Raw genomic sequence first — 16,957 nt, forward strand, 5'->3', positions numbered from 1 at the left:
GACCAGCACCCTTCTTCTTAATTATCTGAATATTGTCTAAATCTACATACCATCTATCTCCTCTCTTTTCAGCTACTTGCTTAATAGCCTTTACAACAAGATCAGCTATATGTTCTCTAGCACCATGAACAGCTTTGCTAGTTAATGCAGATAATGCAGTCTTTTTCAAAAGCTCATCAGCATTTGGATCTTCAACATTAACAGTTTCAGCAATTGATTGAGCAATTTGTATTGCATAATCCAATGCTCTTTTGTATCCAGATACTATTGTTGTTGGATGCAAACCTTTATCTAATAGCTCTTCAGCTCGCTTTAACAACTCTCCAGCAAAGATTACAGCAGTCTTGGTGCCATCACCAGCTTCCTCATCCTGGCCTTTAGCTATTTGAACAAGCATTTTTGCAGCTGGATGCTGAACATCCATCTTATCTAATATTGTTGCACCATCATTTGTTATAGTTACATCGCCTAAGGCATCTACAAGCATTTTGTCCATGCCTTTTGGTCCATATGTTGTCTTAAGCATTTCAGCTATCGTTAAAGCCGCCATCATATTAGCGCGTAAAGCATCTTTTCCAGCACTTCTAGATGTCCCCTCTTTCAATATTATGACAGGTATTCCAGTTGGTTCATATACAGGTTGAGCTGCTGCCATTAGATATTACACCTCTATGGGTAGTGTATTAAAGAGGTTCTATATAAGCTTTCATGCTTACTTCAGAAAAGCTTTCTACAGCTTTAAAGTTAGTATTAAATATCAAGTGAGTTAATGCAAAGCTAAAAGATAAACTAATAAGCTTGTACATAATTTACAATAATGTGTAAGCTAAAGTCAAAGGGGTCAGTAGTGGGTAAAGTTAGAATTAGTGTAGTAAAGAGAACAGCTCGCAAGTTACTTCAAATGTATCGTAATGAGTTTAGTGAAGACTTTCAACATAATAAAGAAATTGTTAAAAAACTAGTAAATACACCTTCCAAAAAGCTTAGAAACCAAATTGCAGGCTACATAACACACTTAATAAAAGTTGAAAAACGTAGAGAGGCATTGACGCAACAAGGATTGCAACAATAAATTGAAAAACATTAACTGGGGTGTGCTAAATAGCAAAACTAGTTTTTCTTGGTCATTTGAAAAATGTTGCTAATGTTTCATCAATAGAAATCAAGCTTAGCGAAAAAACTAATTTGAAAGAGTTTTTCCAAATAATCCTGGATAGATATCCTCAGCTAAAAAATTTATTAAGTGAAACCTCTCTTCATGAAGGAGAGTTTCTCATTCTAATCAATGGAATTGATATAAGAGTTTTTAACGATCCCTACAACGAGATTATTGTTGAGGATTCTGATGAAATTGTTTTTGTACCTGTAACACATGGAGGATAGGTGCATATCTGGCTTGTATTTTGCATTCATACATTTGAATTCCTGTGAAAGCTTATGCAATGTATTAAGTGAATTGCATGGTCATGAGGAATTTAAATGCATTACAACGAAATATTGTTCCTTGCCTTTGCAAAGCCTTATCATAGCCTTTGAAAAGTCTTTGAGTGCATTTAAAAATAAAGAAAATATTGCGAAAAAACAGGATCTAGAATTACTTATTAGATTATTTGGAATGAGACAAATAAAAAAACTGTTAAAGTTGATAAATGAAGAAATTTGTGTAAGCCAGAACTATTATGTGACGTTACTTTATATAAATAACTCATTGAAAGACGAAGAAATTGTAGATATAGGAAATATGTTGGTACGTAAAGCAAAAGAGCTTAAATGCAAAGTTGTTAGCATTGAAGATCTTGCTGTCGATAAAAATACTATTTCAAATAAATGCTATGCAGTGACAAAAACTTTATTTATTAATTGGAGTAATTACTGTAATGAACAGGTATTGATAGGAATTAGTGGCACTTCTGAAGTTCTTATTTTATAAAATAATATGCACTTGTTTAGAGAAATGCTTTTATTTACTCACTTGTTGTAGGATTGTTATGAGGTGTTTGTAGAATGATATTTGAAGAAGAGTGGGAAGAAGAGGAAGAGTGGTGGGAAGAAGAAGAGGAATGGGAAGAAGAGGAGTGGTAGCAAAATAATGAATTAAAATCGGTAGATCAAAAATTAGATGAAACAATAGTGTTTTTTAAAGGTGGGATTTAAATGGGTAGAATTGCTACAATAGATTATGAATTATGTCAACCTAACAAATGTGGCATTCCCTGTATACGTTTTTGTCCCATTAACAAAACAAGACCTTATAAAGCAATAGAGCTTAGTTCAGAAAAACAAGGAAAGCCTGTAATATATGAGGATAAGTGTATTGCTTGTGGAATATGTGTTAAGAAGTGTCCATTTAAAGCTATACACATAATCAATATACCAACTGAAATGGAGGAAAAAATTGTTCATAGATATGGGGTAAACGCTTTTAGTTTATATGGATTGCCAATACCCGTGGAAAATGAAGTTGTAGGTATATTAGGACCTAATGGAGCTGGAAAAACAACGGCTATGAGAATTCTTTCAGGGTTCTTAATACCAAATTTTGGAATTTTAGATAAAGAGCCTTCGAAAGAATATGTGCTTGAAAAGTTTAGAGGTACGCAACTCTATGATTACTTTAACAAGTTGTACAGTGGAAAAATTAAGGTTGTGTATAAGATTCAGTATATAGAAGCAATTCAAGCATATGTAAAGCAGGGAATTGTTTACGATTTGCTGAAGAAGTTTGATGAGAGAGGAATATTGAAGGAGGTTATAGATTATCTTAATCTTGGAAACATGTTGTCAAAAAATGTGAAAACACTTAGTGGAGGTGAGTTGCAGAAACTTGCTATTGCAATAGCTTTAGAGCGTGATGCAAATACTTATATTTTCGATGAGCCAACAGCTTTTCTAGATGTGAGAGAACGAATTAATTTAATGAAAGCCTTAACTGAGCTAAGGCCAAGAAATTGCTACATTTTTATAGTAGATCACGATATCATGTTTCTAGACTATGTAGCTGATCTTATAGTAATAACATATGGTGTTCCATCAGTTTTTGGATATTTCTCAAAAACATATTCAGCAAAAGCTGGTATAGACTATTATTTAAAGGGTTTTCTGCCTGTAGAGAACATGAGAATTAGAGAAGAGCAAATAACATTCAAACTACATGATACTAGAGACGATGTTATAGCAATTGGTGAAGGTGATGTAATTTTTTGGAGCCAGCTATTCAAGAAATTGGGAGATTTTGAGCTCTTAGTTGAAGAAGGTAAGGTTAAGAAAGGAGAGGTTATCGGGATTATAGGCCCTAATGCAACAGGTAAAACAACTTTTATTAGAATTTTAGCAGGTGAAATAGAACCAGATAAGGGATATGTTACATCACCTAGTTTAAAGATAAGCTATAAACCACAATATCTAAGTAGAGATAGTGTTAATTGTACAATTGTTAAAGAATGTTTAAAAGATGTGAATAAGGCTGCTCTTGAGGAGAGTAACTGGCTTTACATTGAGGTAATTAAAAGACTTGGTGTAGACAGAATACTTGAAAAAGAAATTGAGAAGTTGAGTGGTGGAGAGTTACAAAAATTTTTCGTGGCTAAAACACTAATTAAAGAAGCAGATGTTTACTTGTTAGATGAGCCATCTTCGCACATAGATGTTGAAGATCAGCTATCTGTTGCAAGAGCTATAAAAAGAATTGCTAGAATGAGGAAAACCCCTGTGTTTGTTATTGATCATAACATTCTTCTAATAGATTATGCTGTTGATAGATTAATGGTGTTTAGAGGAGAGCCTGGTGTTAAGGGTTTTGGCATGTCACCAACAGTTGTTTCAAGAGCTTTTAACAACTTCTTAAAAGAAGTTGACATAACTGTTAGAAGAGATCCAGAAACAGGAAGACCTAGAATAAATAAACCTGGTAGCTATCTGGATAGAGAACAGAAAACAAGTGGTCAATACTTTTACACAATTTAGAATGTGTTCTATTGTTTTTGATAAGTATTTTAAATAAAGTTTTAACTCAATATAAAAAGTATATTAAACAAGTTTATATTTGGAAATAAGTTATATGTATAAACTTGTGGTGAATATAGATTGGGTGAAAAGCAAACAACAACAATTTCAGTAATAAAAGCAGATATAGGTTCTCTAGCAGGACACCACGTGGTACATCCAGATACAATGGCTGCTGCTGCAAAGGTTCTTGCTGAGGCGAAAAGCAAGGGCATACTAATAGATTATTACGTCACTAACGCAGGCGACGACCTAGAGCTAATAATGACTCATAGAAAAGGTGTTGATGCTCCCGAGGTTCATGAAACAGCTTGGAACGCTTTTAAAGAGGCTGCAAAAGTAGCTAAAGAACTAGGACTTTATGCAGCTGGCCAAGATCTGTTAACAGATGCTTTCTCTGGTAATGTAAGAGGGCTAGGCCCATCTGCAGCTGAAATGGAGTTTGTTGAAAGGCCAGCAGAACCTGTAGTTATATTCATGGCTGATAAAACCGAGCCTGGAGCATTCAACTTACCACTTTTCAGAATATTTGCTGATCCATTTACAACAGCTGGTCTAGTCATAGATCCAAAGCTTCATGATGGATTCAAGTTCGAGGTATATGATGTTATAGCTGGAAAATATGTTGTGATGAATTGTCCAGAGGAAATGTATGACTTGCTTGCACTTATAGGCACACCTGGAAGGTTTGTGGTTAGAAGAGTTTATAGAAAATCAGATAACGAAATTGCTGCAGTTGTAGCTGTTGAAAGACTTAATCTAATTGCTGGACAGTATGTTGGTAAAGACGATCCAGTAGCGATTGTGAGAGCACAATCAGGTTTTCCAGCAGTAGGTGAAGTTCTAGAACCATTTGCATTCCCACATCTAGTTGCAGGTTGGATGAGGGGAAGCCACTTTGGACCACTAATGCCAGTATCGCAAAGAAATGCAAGGTGCACAAGATTTGATGGACCACCAAGAGTTGTTGCACTTGGGTTCCAAATTAAGAATGGTCGCTTAATAGGCCCAGCAGATCTCTTTGATGATCCAGCATTTGATGAAGCCAGAAGAACAGCGCAAGTAATAGCAGATTATATGAGAAGACATGGACCATTCATGCCACATAGGCTAGGACCTGAAGAAATGGAGTATACAACACTACCAGCAGTATTGCAAAAGCTGCAAAACAGATTTGTAGAGTCTAAGCTTTATCAAGTTAAAGGTCCAAAGGTAAAAACAGAGCTATTGCACGACTAAATCTTTAAACAAAATATTGTTTTTTTTAAAAATTTTTAACTACACAACCATGTGGTGATACATTTTGAAAACCCCTGTGCTTGCAATTAATTTCAAAGTTTATAATACATCATTTGGTCAAAAAGCTGTGGATATTGCTAAAGCAGGTGAAAAAGCCGCTAAAGAATATGGTATAGAGGTTATTGTTATTCCACCAGCTACAGAGCTAAGAAGAATTGCTTCAGAAGTTTCAATACCTGTATTCGCTCAGCATGCAGATCCCTATGACTTTGGTGCTTATACTGGTTGGTTGCCTATAGCAGCTTTAAAGGAAATGAATATTAAAGGGGTTCTTGTTAATCACAGTGAACACAGACTTAGATTAGATGAGATAGTAGCAATTGTTGAGGCAGCTAAAAAGCATGGGCTTGAAACATTGGTATGCGCAGACACACCAATTGCTGCAGCTGCTGTTGCAGCAATAAAGCCTACTGCATTAGCTGTTGAACCTCCAGAATTGATAGGAACAGGCATAGCTGTTTCAAAGGCAAAACCAGAAATTATAACAAATACTGTGCAGAAAGTGCGTGAAGTGAATAAGGATGTTATAATTCTTACAGGTGCTGGTATATCAACAGCTGAAGATGTTGAAGCAGCAATTAGACTTGGAACAGCTGGTGTTTTGGTAGCATCTGCAATAATGAAGGCTCAGAATCCTGAAAAAGTAATAAATGATATGGCAATGGCCGCTGCAAAAGCATATAGGAAATAAATATATAAAACTTTTTCAACATTTTTTGTTGGGGGTTGCCACGTCATTCATAACTAAAATTAGTTCTGATGTTGCAAAGCTAATAGATGAAGTTAAAGAATCTGTTGTCACAATAGTAACGGAGATACCACATCTATTCACATTATTTGGCTATAGACCTTTCACAGGTTTTGGCTCGGGATTTGCTATAGAACCTGGATACATTATTACAAATGCTCATGTTGTTAGAAATGCTGCTACTGTTAATGTGCTATATTACGATGGTTCATCAGAAGAAGCAACAGTACTAGCAGTGGATCCACATAGAGATTTGGCATTGTTAAAGGTAAGCAGAGCTATAAAACCAATTAAATTAGGAGACTCAGACAATGTTAAAGTTGGTGAATTTGTTTTAGCCATAGGCTCACCACTTGGGCTTCCGGGACCCTCAGTAACTCTGGGGGTTGTTAGTGCAGTTGGTAGAACAATAGTTGGTGAGGATATAATATTAGAGGACTTGATTCAAACAGATGCTGCTATAAACCCTGGTAATAGTGGGGGCCCCCTGGTTAATGCTGAGGGTGCTGCAATAGGGGTTACAACAGCAATAATTCCATATGCGCAGGGAATAGGCTTTGCAATTCCCATAAACACTGTGAAAAGATTTGTGGAAATGCTTAGAAGATTTGGAAGACCTGTTAGAGTATGGATAGGAGTTTATGTTGCACCAATAAACCCGTCAACAGCATTTGCATTGTCATTGCCCATTTCAGAAGGAGTGGTTGTGGTAAGAGTTGTTCCAGGATCACCAGCACATAGAGCTAGGCTAAGAGAAGGTGATGTTATAGTTAGAGCCAATGATAAAAAAGTAAAGAGCGTAAAAGATCTTAGAACAGCAATAGAAGACAGCATTGACAGAGGTTATGTTGAGTTAGAGATTTATAGAGGAAGATCATTGATAAAAATTGAAGTTCCTATTGTAGTAGAAGAACTCTAAAAATGAAACATTATCTCCAATTTTTATTTATTAGAACAACAATATCTACTTTTCATTGCTTATGTAAAAAAAGTTATATCCTGTAGAAGCTGTAGCAAAAAACTGTGGTAGCCGTGAATAAATTACTAAAAACATTTGCATTCGCATTAACTGCAGTTGTGTTATTATCAATATTATTTCTTACTTTGGATAATCAACATAAATTCAATATCATCAGTTCAGTGCCTCAGCAATTCAACTTCTTGAAGAACACAGTTAGAGATTTCATTATTAACGTTATCAGCAACTTATTTAGTTGTGCAACATGTAGCTATGGCGATACCGATTGCATTGTTATACCAGGTAAATACTGTAATGGCACAGCTGTTTTTGGAAATGAAATAATGATATTTCCAGGCACTAATGGCTCTATAGCTGATAGAGTTTACTTGCAAAGAATATATGTTGGTGTGCCAAACAACTACGCTTATGCCATAGCCGATTTCCTTAGATCTAAAGGGCTTAATGTGAATATTGATAAACAACATCTATATACAGTGGTGATTCGTATTGTTAAGCACAGCCCAGTTCAAGAAAGATGCGGTAACAACATATGTACTGTAATACATAGGGTTCCAAGTGATGAAGCTATAGTTGTTGTTGCTGTAAAGAATGAGAATGGTCGTATAGAAACTTTTATAGGTAAAGTTTTGGGGGGTAGAAATGTCAAGGTGCTCAAAGTTTCTAAGATTAGATATGTTGTGGTGAATCAATCGCTTGTTGAAGAATCTAAACAAGATTTTTCAATGGAAATAGCATCAAAATTAAATATAACTATTGAAGATGTGAAAAAATTTGGAATACCTTCAGAGACAATCAAAAAACTAGTTGTTTATTATTATAAGTTAGATGTAAATAGCTTAGATAAGGATCTAACTACAATTGAAGGCTTTGATATTTCACAAGCAGTTTACGAAAGCAGTCCTGGGTCTGTAACATATGAGCTTCGTTCACAAATAGCTACAGGCCCGGTAGTATATGCTGAGACAATACTTAGATTCACAGCCTATTGGTCTCCTGTAATACCAGAAATAGTTTTGGTGATAGATGAAAGTGAATGCAAATGTTATCTCCCACCAACAACAATGATTATAGCTGATTGTAGTCATAGAGTAGGTTTTACAGACGATAGGGTTGCGGGAAAGGCATATGGGAAATATGTTTTCTTTGTTTTACATGTTCCACCAATATATATAACGTATTGTGCTGGAGCAGAAATGGAGGTTGATAGATACACGGGTTATATATTAGCTAGAAATACTCGAGTGTGTTGGTGGTCAGGATCACCACCATATCCATCATGTGAAACTGCATGCCCTGTATATCTGTATATGTAAAGCATTTTTCAATTCTTAACTTTATAATTTCATGTTTCTGTTGCATTTAGTAAATACCTAGTCTTGTATTATCTATATGTGCAATGATTGAGTTTAATAATTCAATGTCAATGTGTAGAGAAAGCAAAATTGTTTTGGGTTAGTTTTGATAAGTTATCGTGTAAAGAAAGTAAATAAATTGTGATGGTACAGAAAATTAATGGTCCCTCCTTTGAATACAGGTAATGAGGTATGAATAACATTTTGAAGGTTGTGGAGGATTACGTGAAGAAGCTTATTGATGTAGTTGCTAATTCTGTTGTTATTGTTTCATCTAATAAAGATGTTTGTAGTGATTCAAATGTTGATGATTTTGGTGAAGCAATGGCTACAGGATTTTATGTTGATAGAAATATTGTTGTTTCTGTTTATCATGTTCTCAAGAAGAATGTTGGTAATGGTGAAGATGTTTGTATCTTGACGTTTGATGGTGATTTTTCAAGGGCTTCTATACTCGCTGATGACTCTGAAAATGACATAGTTTTTTTGGCTACAAACAGAAGTGGTAAGCCATTAGCTTTAAAAAACAATCTAATTGATATAGGCTCTATAGTGTTTTCAGTAGGTTTTGCATATGGTTTACTGAGATACTTCATAACATATGGTATTGTGAGTGGGTTGGATGTTAAGACAGTTGTAGAGAATATGGAAATTGAGGGTTTGATGTTATTGAATATGCCTATAGCGCTAGGAATGAGTGGTGCACCAGTGGTTGATATTAATGGAAATGTTGTTGGAATGATCAATTCAAGATCAATTCTCTTCAACGAACTTTCTTTAGCTATTCCATCAACTAAGATAGTAAGGGATTTAATTATGCTTAAAAGAATTGGTAAAATAGTTAATGCTAAACTTGGATTAAAGTTGCTGCAGTCCCCAAAGACATTAAAAAAAGCAGGATTAGAAAATGGGCTAATTGTTATTGATATTCAAAATAGAGAAATTAGTAATGTTTGTAAGATAGATGTTGGCGATGTCTTAATAGAAATTAATGGAGTTAAAATCAATTCTTTGGAAGATCTTCGTAACATAATAACTAATTCTATAATTAATAACCTTGTTATTCATTTGCTATTCAAATCTGTGAAAAACAATGCTATAAAACATTGCAGTATTGAACCAACGTCTTTCATAAAACAAAACAATATTTTGTAGCTATGATATTTCATGAAACTTCTTTTATTAATGGTTTTCCTCCACGTTCTCTCTCAACTTCGGATCTACTTTTTGTTTCCTTAATATTAAAGACAATTTCTGTTTCCTGAGGTACTAAGATTGATTTCTCCTCGTATATGTATTTTCCTTCACCAAGATCCTTATATACATAGATAATGTATTTTCCTTCTGGCACATCAACCTCTGCAAAGCCATTTTCATTTGTTTTTGCAGATGCTACAACTCTTCCCTCTGACTCTACGCCAACAGAAGCATTTTCAAGGTTTTTACCATTGAAAATAGATTTTATTCTAAGCTTATAATACCTTAGTTCCTTTACACATGGATTCATGCCTCTAGATGTAAAGAATGTGTTTGTTTTTTGAGCAAGCTCCTCTATTCTTTTTTTGCTTTCAGGATCAATGCTTTTATCAAACAATATTGTTTTGTAGACCTTGGAAAAAGAATCGCAAAAATCAATATATTTTTCATTATCAAAGTGAGAGGTAAGGGAAATAAGCTTATCTCTAACACCCTCTAGATATCGAAAAACATCAGAACTAAATTTAATTATATACACATTGAATACCTTTGTTAAAAACTCGTGAACTTCGTCTGAAAAACTCTTCTTTATCTCAACTTCAACTTTTTTGTATGTTTTCCAATCCTCAGTCATCATCAAACATTTCACCAAATCAACACACTTTCAGTATTAGATATTACCAGCATAAGGATTATAAAAATTTTATGAATAACTTAAGATAATTTAAAAGCTAGCATTTTTCAGTCAAAGTCTTGCTGTTCGTAACTAAAGAACATTATGAAAAATACCTGAGTTTTATTAATATATCCCTAGTTAAAAAAGCTTATAATTGTGTTCTTAACATTACAATATTGTTTATTTAGTGTTTGGATGAGTTGAGGAATCTTTGTATAAACAATTGCATTTTAATGTTGGTGTATATCTATGAAATCAGATACAACAATTTTAGTTGTAAGTGCCTCTCCAAGAAGGTATGGAAATGCAAGACTTGTTGCTGAAGGTGTTAGGAGAATTGCTATAGAGATTGAAAATGTAGAAGCTATTAAGATAGATGTTTATGACTATGATATAAAACCTTGTAAGGGATGTGTTTCAGATGATGTTAAATTATGTAAACTTCCATGTGTTATTGAGGATGATATGAGGAAGCTGTATAACCTTGTTGAGGAATCTGATGGAATAATTTTCATTACACCTGTTTACTGGTATAATGTTCCAGGGCCATTGAAAAACTTCATTGATAGGTTAACAGTATTTGAGAATGCTATTTTCATTGAAGGTAGAAGTAGGTTAGAGGGAAAAGTAGCAGGCTTCATAGCCATAGGAAACGATACAGGAGCCTTAGCTGTAATACAGAATTTAATGGCTATACTAAATAGCATGGGTGTAGCAATACCCCCATGGGCACTTGCATATCACGAATCAGAAGATGATCCCACAGAAAACAAAAGTTTCATTCTCGATGTAGCCAATGTAGTTCGAGGAGTAGTATTACTGATCAAGGCATTAAAAGGATCAGAAAAAGTTACATATTGGTATAGAACTGATGAAGAATATCAGAAAAAAGTACTGAACATATTCAAGAACGTGTCAGAAGAATTCAAAAAGCTAAAACAACACACAAACACTTAAAAATCCAAACAAAACTACTACACTCAGAAACAAAGGCGGCGGTCGTCTAGCCTGGTCTAGGACGCCGGCCTTCCAAGCCGGAGATCCCGGGTTCAAATCCCGGCCGCCGCATCAAACAATTGAGGTTTTTAATCATTTATTCTTAAAATGATTTACACGTGTTATACATAAACAAATTTGAATTAAAACCAATTGAATAAAGTATCTAAACAAAACATTATAAAAAAGCTATTCCTTAATGTATTAGGAAGGAAACAAGGAATAAGGTGTCTGACCTCCTCCCTACCTTAAATGGCGAGGGTTCCCCCAGGGTGGTTCATGGGTTTGTGGTTTACCACCTTCATCTTCATCGCTTCGTAGCTGGTAGGAGTTACCTACACTGCTCCATTCGTCCAGCGGTAGACCATAGGCGGAGCCTTCGGTCCATTACCTATCCCTCACCATGGAGAGCCTCCATCCATGGTTCTTTGGGGACTCGGGGATATGTAGAGCCCTTATTGGGTATCCCCTTATGGGGACACGTTTTATTCTACAATACTTTAAAGTATTTAGAATTTAAAAAGCTTTACCCCACCCCTGGAAGGGGGCGAGGCTTGCCGTTCTTTTGTCATGTAGAATGTGAAAACTACCATGATTGATCCTTAATTAGAATGATTAGGATTAGCATTGAAGGAATTATCGATAATATAGAATATTACTGAATGGCATAATAGCATATAAAGTTTTAAATTAAATAAAAATAATTTTTAATTGTGAAGCCATGGACTCAAAGTTACAAACAGTGTTCATATCAGTAAAGTCTTCTACCAATAGCTTCTTTGCTGAAGTAAGTAAAAGAATAGATAATAGAATAATTCTTTATGTCTATAAGTATCCCAAGGATTCTCTGTATTATGTTATAGCGTATATATCTGAGCCATTAAGTACTAATCTAATACTAGAGATTGCAAGGAATTATCGAAATAATATTCTTAAGATGCACAAATATACATATTTTCAAGAAACATATTTAACAATAATTAAGCAGCGATGTGAATTTTATGAACTTCTGGAAGACTACAATGTTGCTACTTTTGTGCCATATACTATTTATAAAGGTCAAAGAATATACTGTGTATGTGGAATTGCAAAAGATATTGATAGATACGTTGAAAATATGATAGCTAAGTATGGAAGGAAAAACATCAGCATTAGAAATGTTGATCCACATGTTTGTGTTGAATATCAGTTAAAAAATATTATAGATTCTTATATTTTTACAATGTTGACAGAGAAAGAAAAGCGGCTTCTTATGATGGCCTTTAAACAGGGCTACATATCTTCCAGGAGAAAGATTAACTTAGAAAGCCTAGCTGAATCACTTGACATAGCTAAGCCCACAGCGAGTTTAATGCTTCGTAAAGCTATTGAAAAAATACTTAAAAGGTTGATTGAATCAAGGCTTTAACATATTAAATAGCTTATATTTCTTGTTATTAGTTGTGAATTATTTTAATGCATTTTATTTACTTATTTTCATTTACTATATAAGCGCATTCAAGGCTATATCATTAACTTTGAATATGAAAGGCAAGAATAAATGTTGTTGACAATCAGAAATTAACAAGGTGATATAATACTATTCATATCAAAGATATACAAAAATTTATTCTTATTGAATTATGATTATGTTATCGGTTTATAAAATACTTCATTTTTTGTAAGCAATTTCTTTAATGCATTAATCATATGATTTATGTTCTCTTCTAGTTAATGTTCTCTTGTATGTGCCTTGGAAATCACATAAATCTTGCATTAAATATGTTCATGTAACTTAAAGTCCTGCATTTATTCGTAGACATGGAATAATATCATAATTAAAAATATGATGTGATATCATTTATTTTATTTAGCGAATCTAGCACCTCTGGTTAATGTCGAGGCAGCGGCTATTAGTATAATACCTGTTATTATTTGTTGAATAGAATATTGTGTAAACCCTATTAATAGAAGAATATCTATTAGTAGTGTTAATGTAAGAGCTCCTAGAAATGCACCAAAGGGATTTCCTATACCACCAGATAAAGCTATGCCGCCTAATACACATGAAGCTATTGCGTTTAATTCATATCCATAAGCAGTCCAAGGATCAATAGCTAAAGCTCCATGACCTATGTGTATAATTCCTCCTATACCATATAAAAGCCCTGCAATAGCAAATCCAATGAATTTTACTATATCCGCGTTAACACCTGCTATTCTAACAGCCTCTTCATTTCCACCAATAGCATACAAGTATCTGCCAAAAGTAGTGAATTTAAGTAATAGGAATATTGATACAACAATGAGAACAACTATTATGGTACCTATTGGTACAACACCTATTGGCATAGCTAGAGTTGCATAGGGTATTAACCCATATAGCAATTTTCCTGCAATAAGCCATACCACAACAGCTCGCCAAATTATCATACTTGCTAAAGTTCCTACAAAAGATAATATTTTTAATTTTGCTACCATAAATCCATTAATCATTCCTATAAGCAGGCCTATAAGAATACCTACCAATATAGCTAATGGAAAATTACCATATGTCAGATATGTCAAGGCAGAAAGAACTGCAGATGCTGCAGTTGCTGATCCTGCAGAAAGATCAATACTACCCATTAAAATAACTATCATCTCTCCCGTGGCTATCAATCCTAAAGGAGCTACAAACTGTAATATTAGTTTTTGATTAGATGCTGATAAGAAATAGTGAGGCGCTAAAATGGACCCTGCAAAATAAAGCATTATTACAACAGCTAAAGGTCTAAAGGCTTCAGATAACATAATCCTTGATAAGAATTGATATAATGCTGTACCCTCTATGCCTAACCTCTTCACTAAACTCATATTTATTTTTATTTCTCTTTTACTCCTAATACTGAGACCCATTTAACTCACCCATATTACCAAATGCAAAAATTAGGGTTAAAATTATAATGCATATTTTACTAAGGTTTCTCTATCTATATCTGCTCTTTCAAGTATTGCTTTTATTTTCCCATCTTTCATAACAGCAATTCTATCAGCAATTCCTAATGCTTCATCAGGGTCGCTTGTCAACCATAGTACGGTAATATCTTCACTTATTACCATATCACGAGTCAGTTTTCTTATTTCTCTCTTTGCATATATGTCTAGTCCAACTGTAGGTTCATCTAATATTATTATCTTTGGTTTAGAAAGCAAGGCTCTACCAACTAATGACTTTTGTTGATTTCCTCCACTAAGTTTGGTTATTAAAGCATTTAAGGAGGGTGTTATGATATTTAATTTATTTACAATGGTTTTTACAGCTGTGATTTCCTTCGTATTATCAATAAAGATTCCTTTACTAAATTGTTCAAGTGATGATATTGTAATATTCTGTGAAACTGTAAGATTATGTATTAATCCTTCATTACGCCTATCTTCCGGAATATAAAAAATGCCAAGACTTTTTGCATGATTAGGTGATTTTATTTTTACTTCCCTCCCCATTATGAGGATTTTACCGCTTTTAATCTTAGTTAGACCTATTAATGTTTTTCCAAGTTCTGTCTTTCCAGAACCCATTAAACCAAAAATTGCTGTAATTTCTCCTTTGTATATATTAAGATTAATATTGGCTAGCGGTACCTCTACTGGTGATTTGGGAATAGTTGATAAATTTTCTATTCTTAGGATTTCCTCCTTAGTCCTACTAACTTTTGTTTCATGTACGTCTTTAACATAGTAAAACTCTTTTGGATCAATGCCTAATATAGCTTCAATTATATCATATTCACTTATTTCACCTTTATCTTTTTCAAATGTTTTAATCTTTAATCCATTTCGTAGAACCGTTATTCTATCACATATACTCAAAGCCTCTTTAACTCTATGTGTTACGAAAATTATTCCTATACCTTTCTCCTTTAGCTGTTCTAGAATATTAAATAACTTTTTAACATCTTCAGGAGATAGAGGACTTGTTGCCTCATCCAGTAAAATGATTTTAGCATCAACACTTAGAGCAGCTGCTATTTGAACTAACATTTTTTCTGCTGCTCTAATATCTTTAACCTTTGCCTCAGGATCAATGCTTACATCAAGCATGTGAAATATTTTTTCAACTCTGTCCTTAACTTCACTATAATTAAATCTAGAAAAGCTTTTTTCATTCCATTTAAATCCTAAAAGAGCTATATTTTCCATCACAGTTAGGTGAGGTACTACTATAAGTTCTTGTGATACTAATACAATTCCATGTTTTCTTGCATCTGTAGGGGAATTAAAGTTTACCTCTTTATTATATACATATATTTTTCCTTCATCAGGTTTTAATGCTCCATATAAAATTTTGAGAAGCGTTGTTTTTCCAGCACCATTCTGACCTAGTAATCCATGAATTTCACCAGCTCTCAGATCAATAGATACTCTATTTAATGCTACGACACCCGGAAAAATTTTTGTAATGTTATGTACCTTAAGTATGATATTATTGTTTTCCTTGCTAGTATGTGTCACACTATCACCAAAGGATTTACGCTTAACAATTATAAAGTTAAAAAAGAAAAAATAGATGTAATTGAAAATCTATAATTTAACAATTCTTTGGATTAAGTGCTGGTGCATATATTCTTGGATTTTCTTTAGTCATTCGACCTACTAAGTCTATTATTAGTGTTGGATCTAAAATTATATGATCAACAAAATCTTTAACCCATGTAGCATTACATGGTAAGACTATATACGTTGGCGTGTGTATTACTGCGCCTCTAGGTGGTGTAATCTTCCCCTTCCATATGTAATATGCTGCCCATACACCCCAGTATCCCTCTAAGTGAGGAGTTTGTGTTATACTCCATGCAACATCACCAGATCTTATCATTTCTAAGAAGCTTTCAGGCTGCGCATCAAAACTTAGTACAAGAACCTCGGTTTTAGGATTAATACCTGCAGCTTTGAGTGCTTCAACAGAGGCTATTGATATTAAATTATTCACAGTGATAATGGCCGTCATCTGTCTACCCCACTTTGTAACAGCTGCTTCAGCACCTCTTCTGCACTCCTCAATTTTTCCAGAGTCAACCTCAATAGTATCTAGAATCTGTACCTCTCCTTTCTTAATTAGCGGGTCTAAAACCATCATATAACCTTCGTATCTGTAATCTGTTACAGGGATACCTGGTAGAGCTTTGATTATAACGAATTTATATGGCTTTGGAACTCCTTTCTGTTCTAGGTATGCTAGAAATCTTCTTAGCATCTCAGCAGCAGCAGCTCTATTGTCTGTACCAAGTGCTAGATCTCTGCAATCTGGATCAGGTAGTTGTCTATCAACATCAATAACTATTATCCCTTCTCTTCTAAGCTCTTTAAGCTTCTCAATAACGCCAACACCTCTAGCACCTATAACAATTGCATGAGGCCTCAAAGCCTTGGCTTGATCAAGTTGTCTTATTTGCTCATCTAATGTTGTAGCATCAAATCTTTGAAATTCAATTTCAATACCTTCTTTACTCTTTAAGTCTTGAACGCCTTTTTCAACACCTGCAGCTAATAAGTCCCACCATGGGTTTCCAGGCTCTGGATCATAGAAGAATATTTTAAATGTTTGTTTAGTTGGTCTAGTATATTGATATGCAAGATAACCTCCAACAGCAGCGATAGCAACTATAACAACTACTAAAATTAATAAGGTTGTTTTAGCAATACCTTTCTTAATTAACATCTTAATACCCCATGGGATAAAGAAT

The 16,957-nt window shown here is 34.1% G+C and carries 16 protein-coding genes and 1 tRNA gene; 12 read left to right on the forward strand and 5 right to left on the reverse strand.

All coding sequences use genetic code 11. The features are described 5' to 3' along the window. On the reverse strand, positions 1 to 655 hold a 655-nt coding region (locus tag QPL79_RS06670; protein WP_285274030.1), incomplete at its 3' end, for a TCP-1/cpn60 chaperonin family protein. 192 nt (positions 656 to 847) lie between these two features. On the opposite strand from QPL79_RS06670, the gene QPL79_RS06675 reads away from it, so the two are divergent. The 9 genes from QPL79_RS06675 (at position 848) to QPL79_RS06715 (ending at position 9,538) form a co-directional block, all read left to right on the forward strand. Beyond that, a complete protein-coding gene (locus QPL79_RS06675; RefSeq protein ID WP_285274031.1) occupies positions 848 to 1,072 on the forward strand; it encodes a 30S ribosomal protein S17e in 225 nt (74 codons plus the stop codon). 56 nt (positions 1,073 to 1,128) lie between these two features. Beyond that, positions 1,129 to 1,383: a MoaD/ThiS family protein gene (locus tag QPL79_RS06680; RefSeq protein WP_285274032.1), complete on the forward strand. Its 255-nt coding sequence runs from the start codon at positions 1,129 to 1,131 to the stop codon at positions 1,381 to 1,383. A gap of 13 nt (positions 1,384 to 1,396) precedes the next feature. Then, a complete protein-coding gene (locus QPL79_RS06685) occupies positions 1,397 to 1,930 on the forward strand; it encodes a hypothetical protein (protein ID WP_285274033.1) in 534 nt (177 codons plus the stop codon). 224 nt (positions 1,931 to 2,154) lie between these two features. After that, entirely contained in the window at positions 2,155 to 3,963 is a 1,809-nt protein-coding gene (locus QPL79_RS06690; protein WP_285274034.1) for a ribosome biogenesis/translation initiation ATPase RLI, read from the forward strand. Between the two features lie 120 nt (positions 3,964 to 4,083). Next, the gene (gene fbp / locus QPL79_RS06695) at positions 4,084 to 5,241 is read left to right on the forward strand and encodes a fructose-1,6-bisphosphate aldolase/phosphatase (RefSeq protein ID WP_285274035.1); all 1,158 of its coding nucleotides are present in this window, start codon (positions 4,084 to 4,086) and stop codon (positions 5,239 to 5,241) included. 61 nt (positions 5,242 to 5,302) lie between these two features. Beyond that, positions 5,303 to 5,992 (forward strand): triose-phosphate isomerase, encoded by a 690-nt coding sequence (gene tpiA, locus QPL79_RS06700; protein WP_350309096.1) that lies wholly within the window; start codon positions 5,303 to 5,305, stop codon positions 5,990 to 5,992. Positions 5,993 to 6,020: 28 nt separating this feature from the next. Further along, positions 6,021 to 6,968 carry a S1C family serine protease gene (locus tag QPL79_RS06705; RefSeq protein ID WP_285274037.1) on the forward strand — a complete coding sequence of 316 codons (948 nt, stop codon included), beginning with the start codon at positions 6,021 to 6,023 and terminating at the stop codon, positions 6,966 to 6,968. A gap of 113 nt (positions 6,969 to 7,081) precedes the next feature. After that, positions 7,082 to 8,344 carry a hypothetical protein gene (locus tag QPL79_RS06710; protein ID WP_285274038.1) on the forward strand — a complete coding sequence of 421 codons (1,263 nt, stop codon included), beginning with the start codon at positions 7,082 to 7,084 and terminating at the stop codon, positions 8,342 to 8,344. Positions 8,345 to 8,575: 231 nt separating this feature from the next. Continuing rightward, complete coding sequence (locus tag QPL79_RS06715) at positions 8,576 to 9,538, forward strand: S1 family peptidase (protein ID WP_285274039.1); 963 nt, start codon at positions 8,576 to 8,578, stop codon at positions 9,536 to 9,538. 10 nt (positions 9,539 to 9,548) lie between these two features. On the opposite strand, the gene QPL79_RS06720 is transcribed toward QPL79_RS06715, so the two are convergent. Beyond that, the gene (locus tag QPL79_RS06720) at positions 9,549 to 10,220 is read right to left on the reverse strand and encodes a hypothetical protein (protein ID WP_285274040.1); all 672 of its coding nucleotides are present in this window, start codon (positions 10,218 to 10,220) and stop codon (positions 9,549 to 9,551) included. Positions 10,221 to 10,505: 285 nt separating this feature from the next. Between QPL79_RS06720 and QPL79_RS06725 the strand changes: the two genes are divergently transcribed. The 3 genes from QPL79_RS06725 to QPL79_RS06735 all read left to right on the forward strand — a co-directional run bounded on the left by QPL79_RS06725 (position 10,506) and on the right by QPL79_RS06735 (position 12,660). Then, entirely contained in the window at positions 10,506 to 11,213 is a 708-nt protein-coding gene (locus QPL79_RS06725) for a flavodoxin family protein (RefSeq protein ID WP_285274041.1), read from the forward strand. 35 nt (positions 11,214 to 11,248) lie between these two features. Then, positions 11,249 to 11,324 (forward strand) — tRNA-Gly (locus QPL79_RS06730). Positions 11,325 to 11,973: 649 nt separating this feature from the next. Beyond that, positions 11,974 to 12,660, forward strand: coding sequence for a helix-turn-helix domain-containing protein (locus QPL79_RS06735; protein WP_285274042.1), 687 nt, complete (start codon positions 11,974 to 11,976; stop codon positions 12,658 to 12,660). A gap of 437 nt (positions 12,661 to 13,097) precedes the next feature. Here QPL79_RS06735 and QPL79_RS06740 read toward each other — a convergent pair whose 3' ends face one another. The 3 genes from QPL79_RS06740 to QPL79_RS06750 all read right to left on the reverse strand — a co-directional run bounded on the left by QPL79_RS06740 (position 13,098) and on the right by QPL79_RS06750 (position 16,932). After that, positions 13,098 to 14,129, reverse strand: a complete 1,032-nt coding sequence (locus QPL79_RS06740; RefSeq protein ID WP_285274043.1) for an ABC transporter permease — start codon at positions 14,127 to 14,129, stop codon at positions 13,098 to 13,100. Positions 14,130 to 14,171: 42 nt separating this feature from the next. After that, positions 14,172 to 15,725 carry a sugar ABC transporter ATP-binding protein gene (locus QPL79_RS06745; RefSeq protein ID WP_285274044.1) on the reverse strand — a complete coding sequence of 518 codons (1,554 nt, stop codon included), beginning with the start codon at positions 15,723 to 15,725 and terminating at the stop codon, positions 14,172 to 14,174. A 76-nt stretch (positions 15,726 to 15,801) separates the two neighbouring features. Continuing rightward, positions 15,802 to 16,932 carry a sugar ABC transporter substrate-binding protein gene (locus QPL79_RS06750; protein WP_285274045.1) on the reverse strand — a complete coding sequence of 377 codons (1,131 nt, stop codon included), beginning with the start codon at positions 16,930 to 16,932 and terminating at the stop codon, positions 15,802 to 15,804. Positions 16,933 to 16,957: the final 25 nt, after the last annotated feature.

This window comes from Ignisphaera cupida, from assembly GCF_030186535.1.
GTDB classification, from domain to species: domain Archaea; phylum Thermoproteota; class Thermoprotei_A; order Sulfolobales; family Ignisphaeraceae; genus Ignisphaera; species Ignisphaera cupida.

Coding starts and splice junctions, on each gene's coding strand:
- QPL79_RS06690 (WP_285274034.1), top strand. CDS start 2,155: ATGGGTAGAATTGCTACAATAGATTATGAATTATGTCAACCTAACAAA.
- QPL79_RS06715 (WP_285274039.1), top strand. CDS start 8,576: ATGAATAACATTTTGAAGGTTGTGGAGGATTACGTGAAGAAGCTTATT.
- QPL79_RS06725 (WP_285274041.1), top strand. CDS start 10,506: ATGAAATCAGATACAACAATTTTAGTTGTAAGTGCCTCTCCAAGAAGG.
- QPL79_RS06735 (WP_285274042.1), top strand. CDS start 11,974: ATGGACTCAAAGTTACAAACAGTGTTCATATCAGTAAAGTCTTCTACC.
- QPL79_RS06740 (WP_285274043.1), bottom strand. CDS start 14,129: ATGGGTCTCAGTATTAGGAGTAAAAGAGAAATAAAAATAAATATGAGT.
- QPL79_RS06750 (WP_285274045.1), bottom strand. CDS start 16,932: ATGTTAATTAAGAAAGGTATTGCTAAAACAACCTTATTAATTTTAGTA.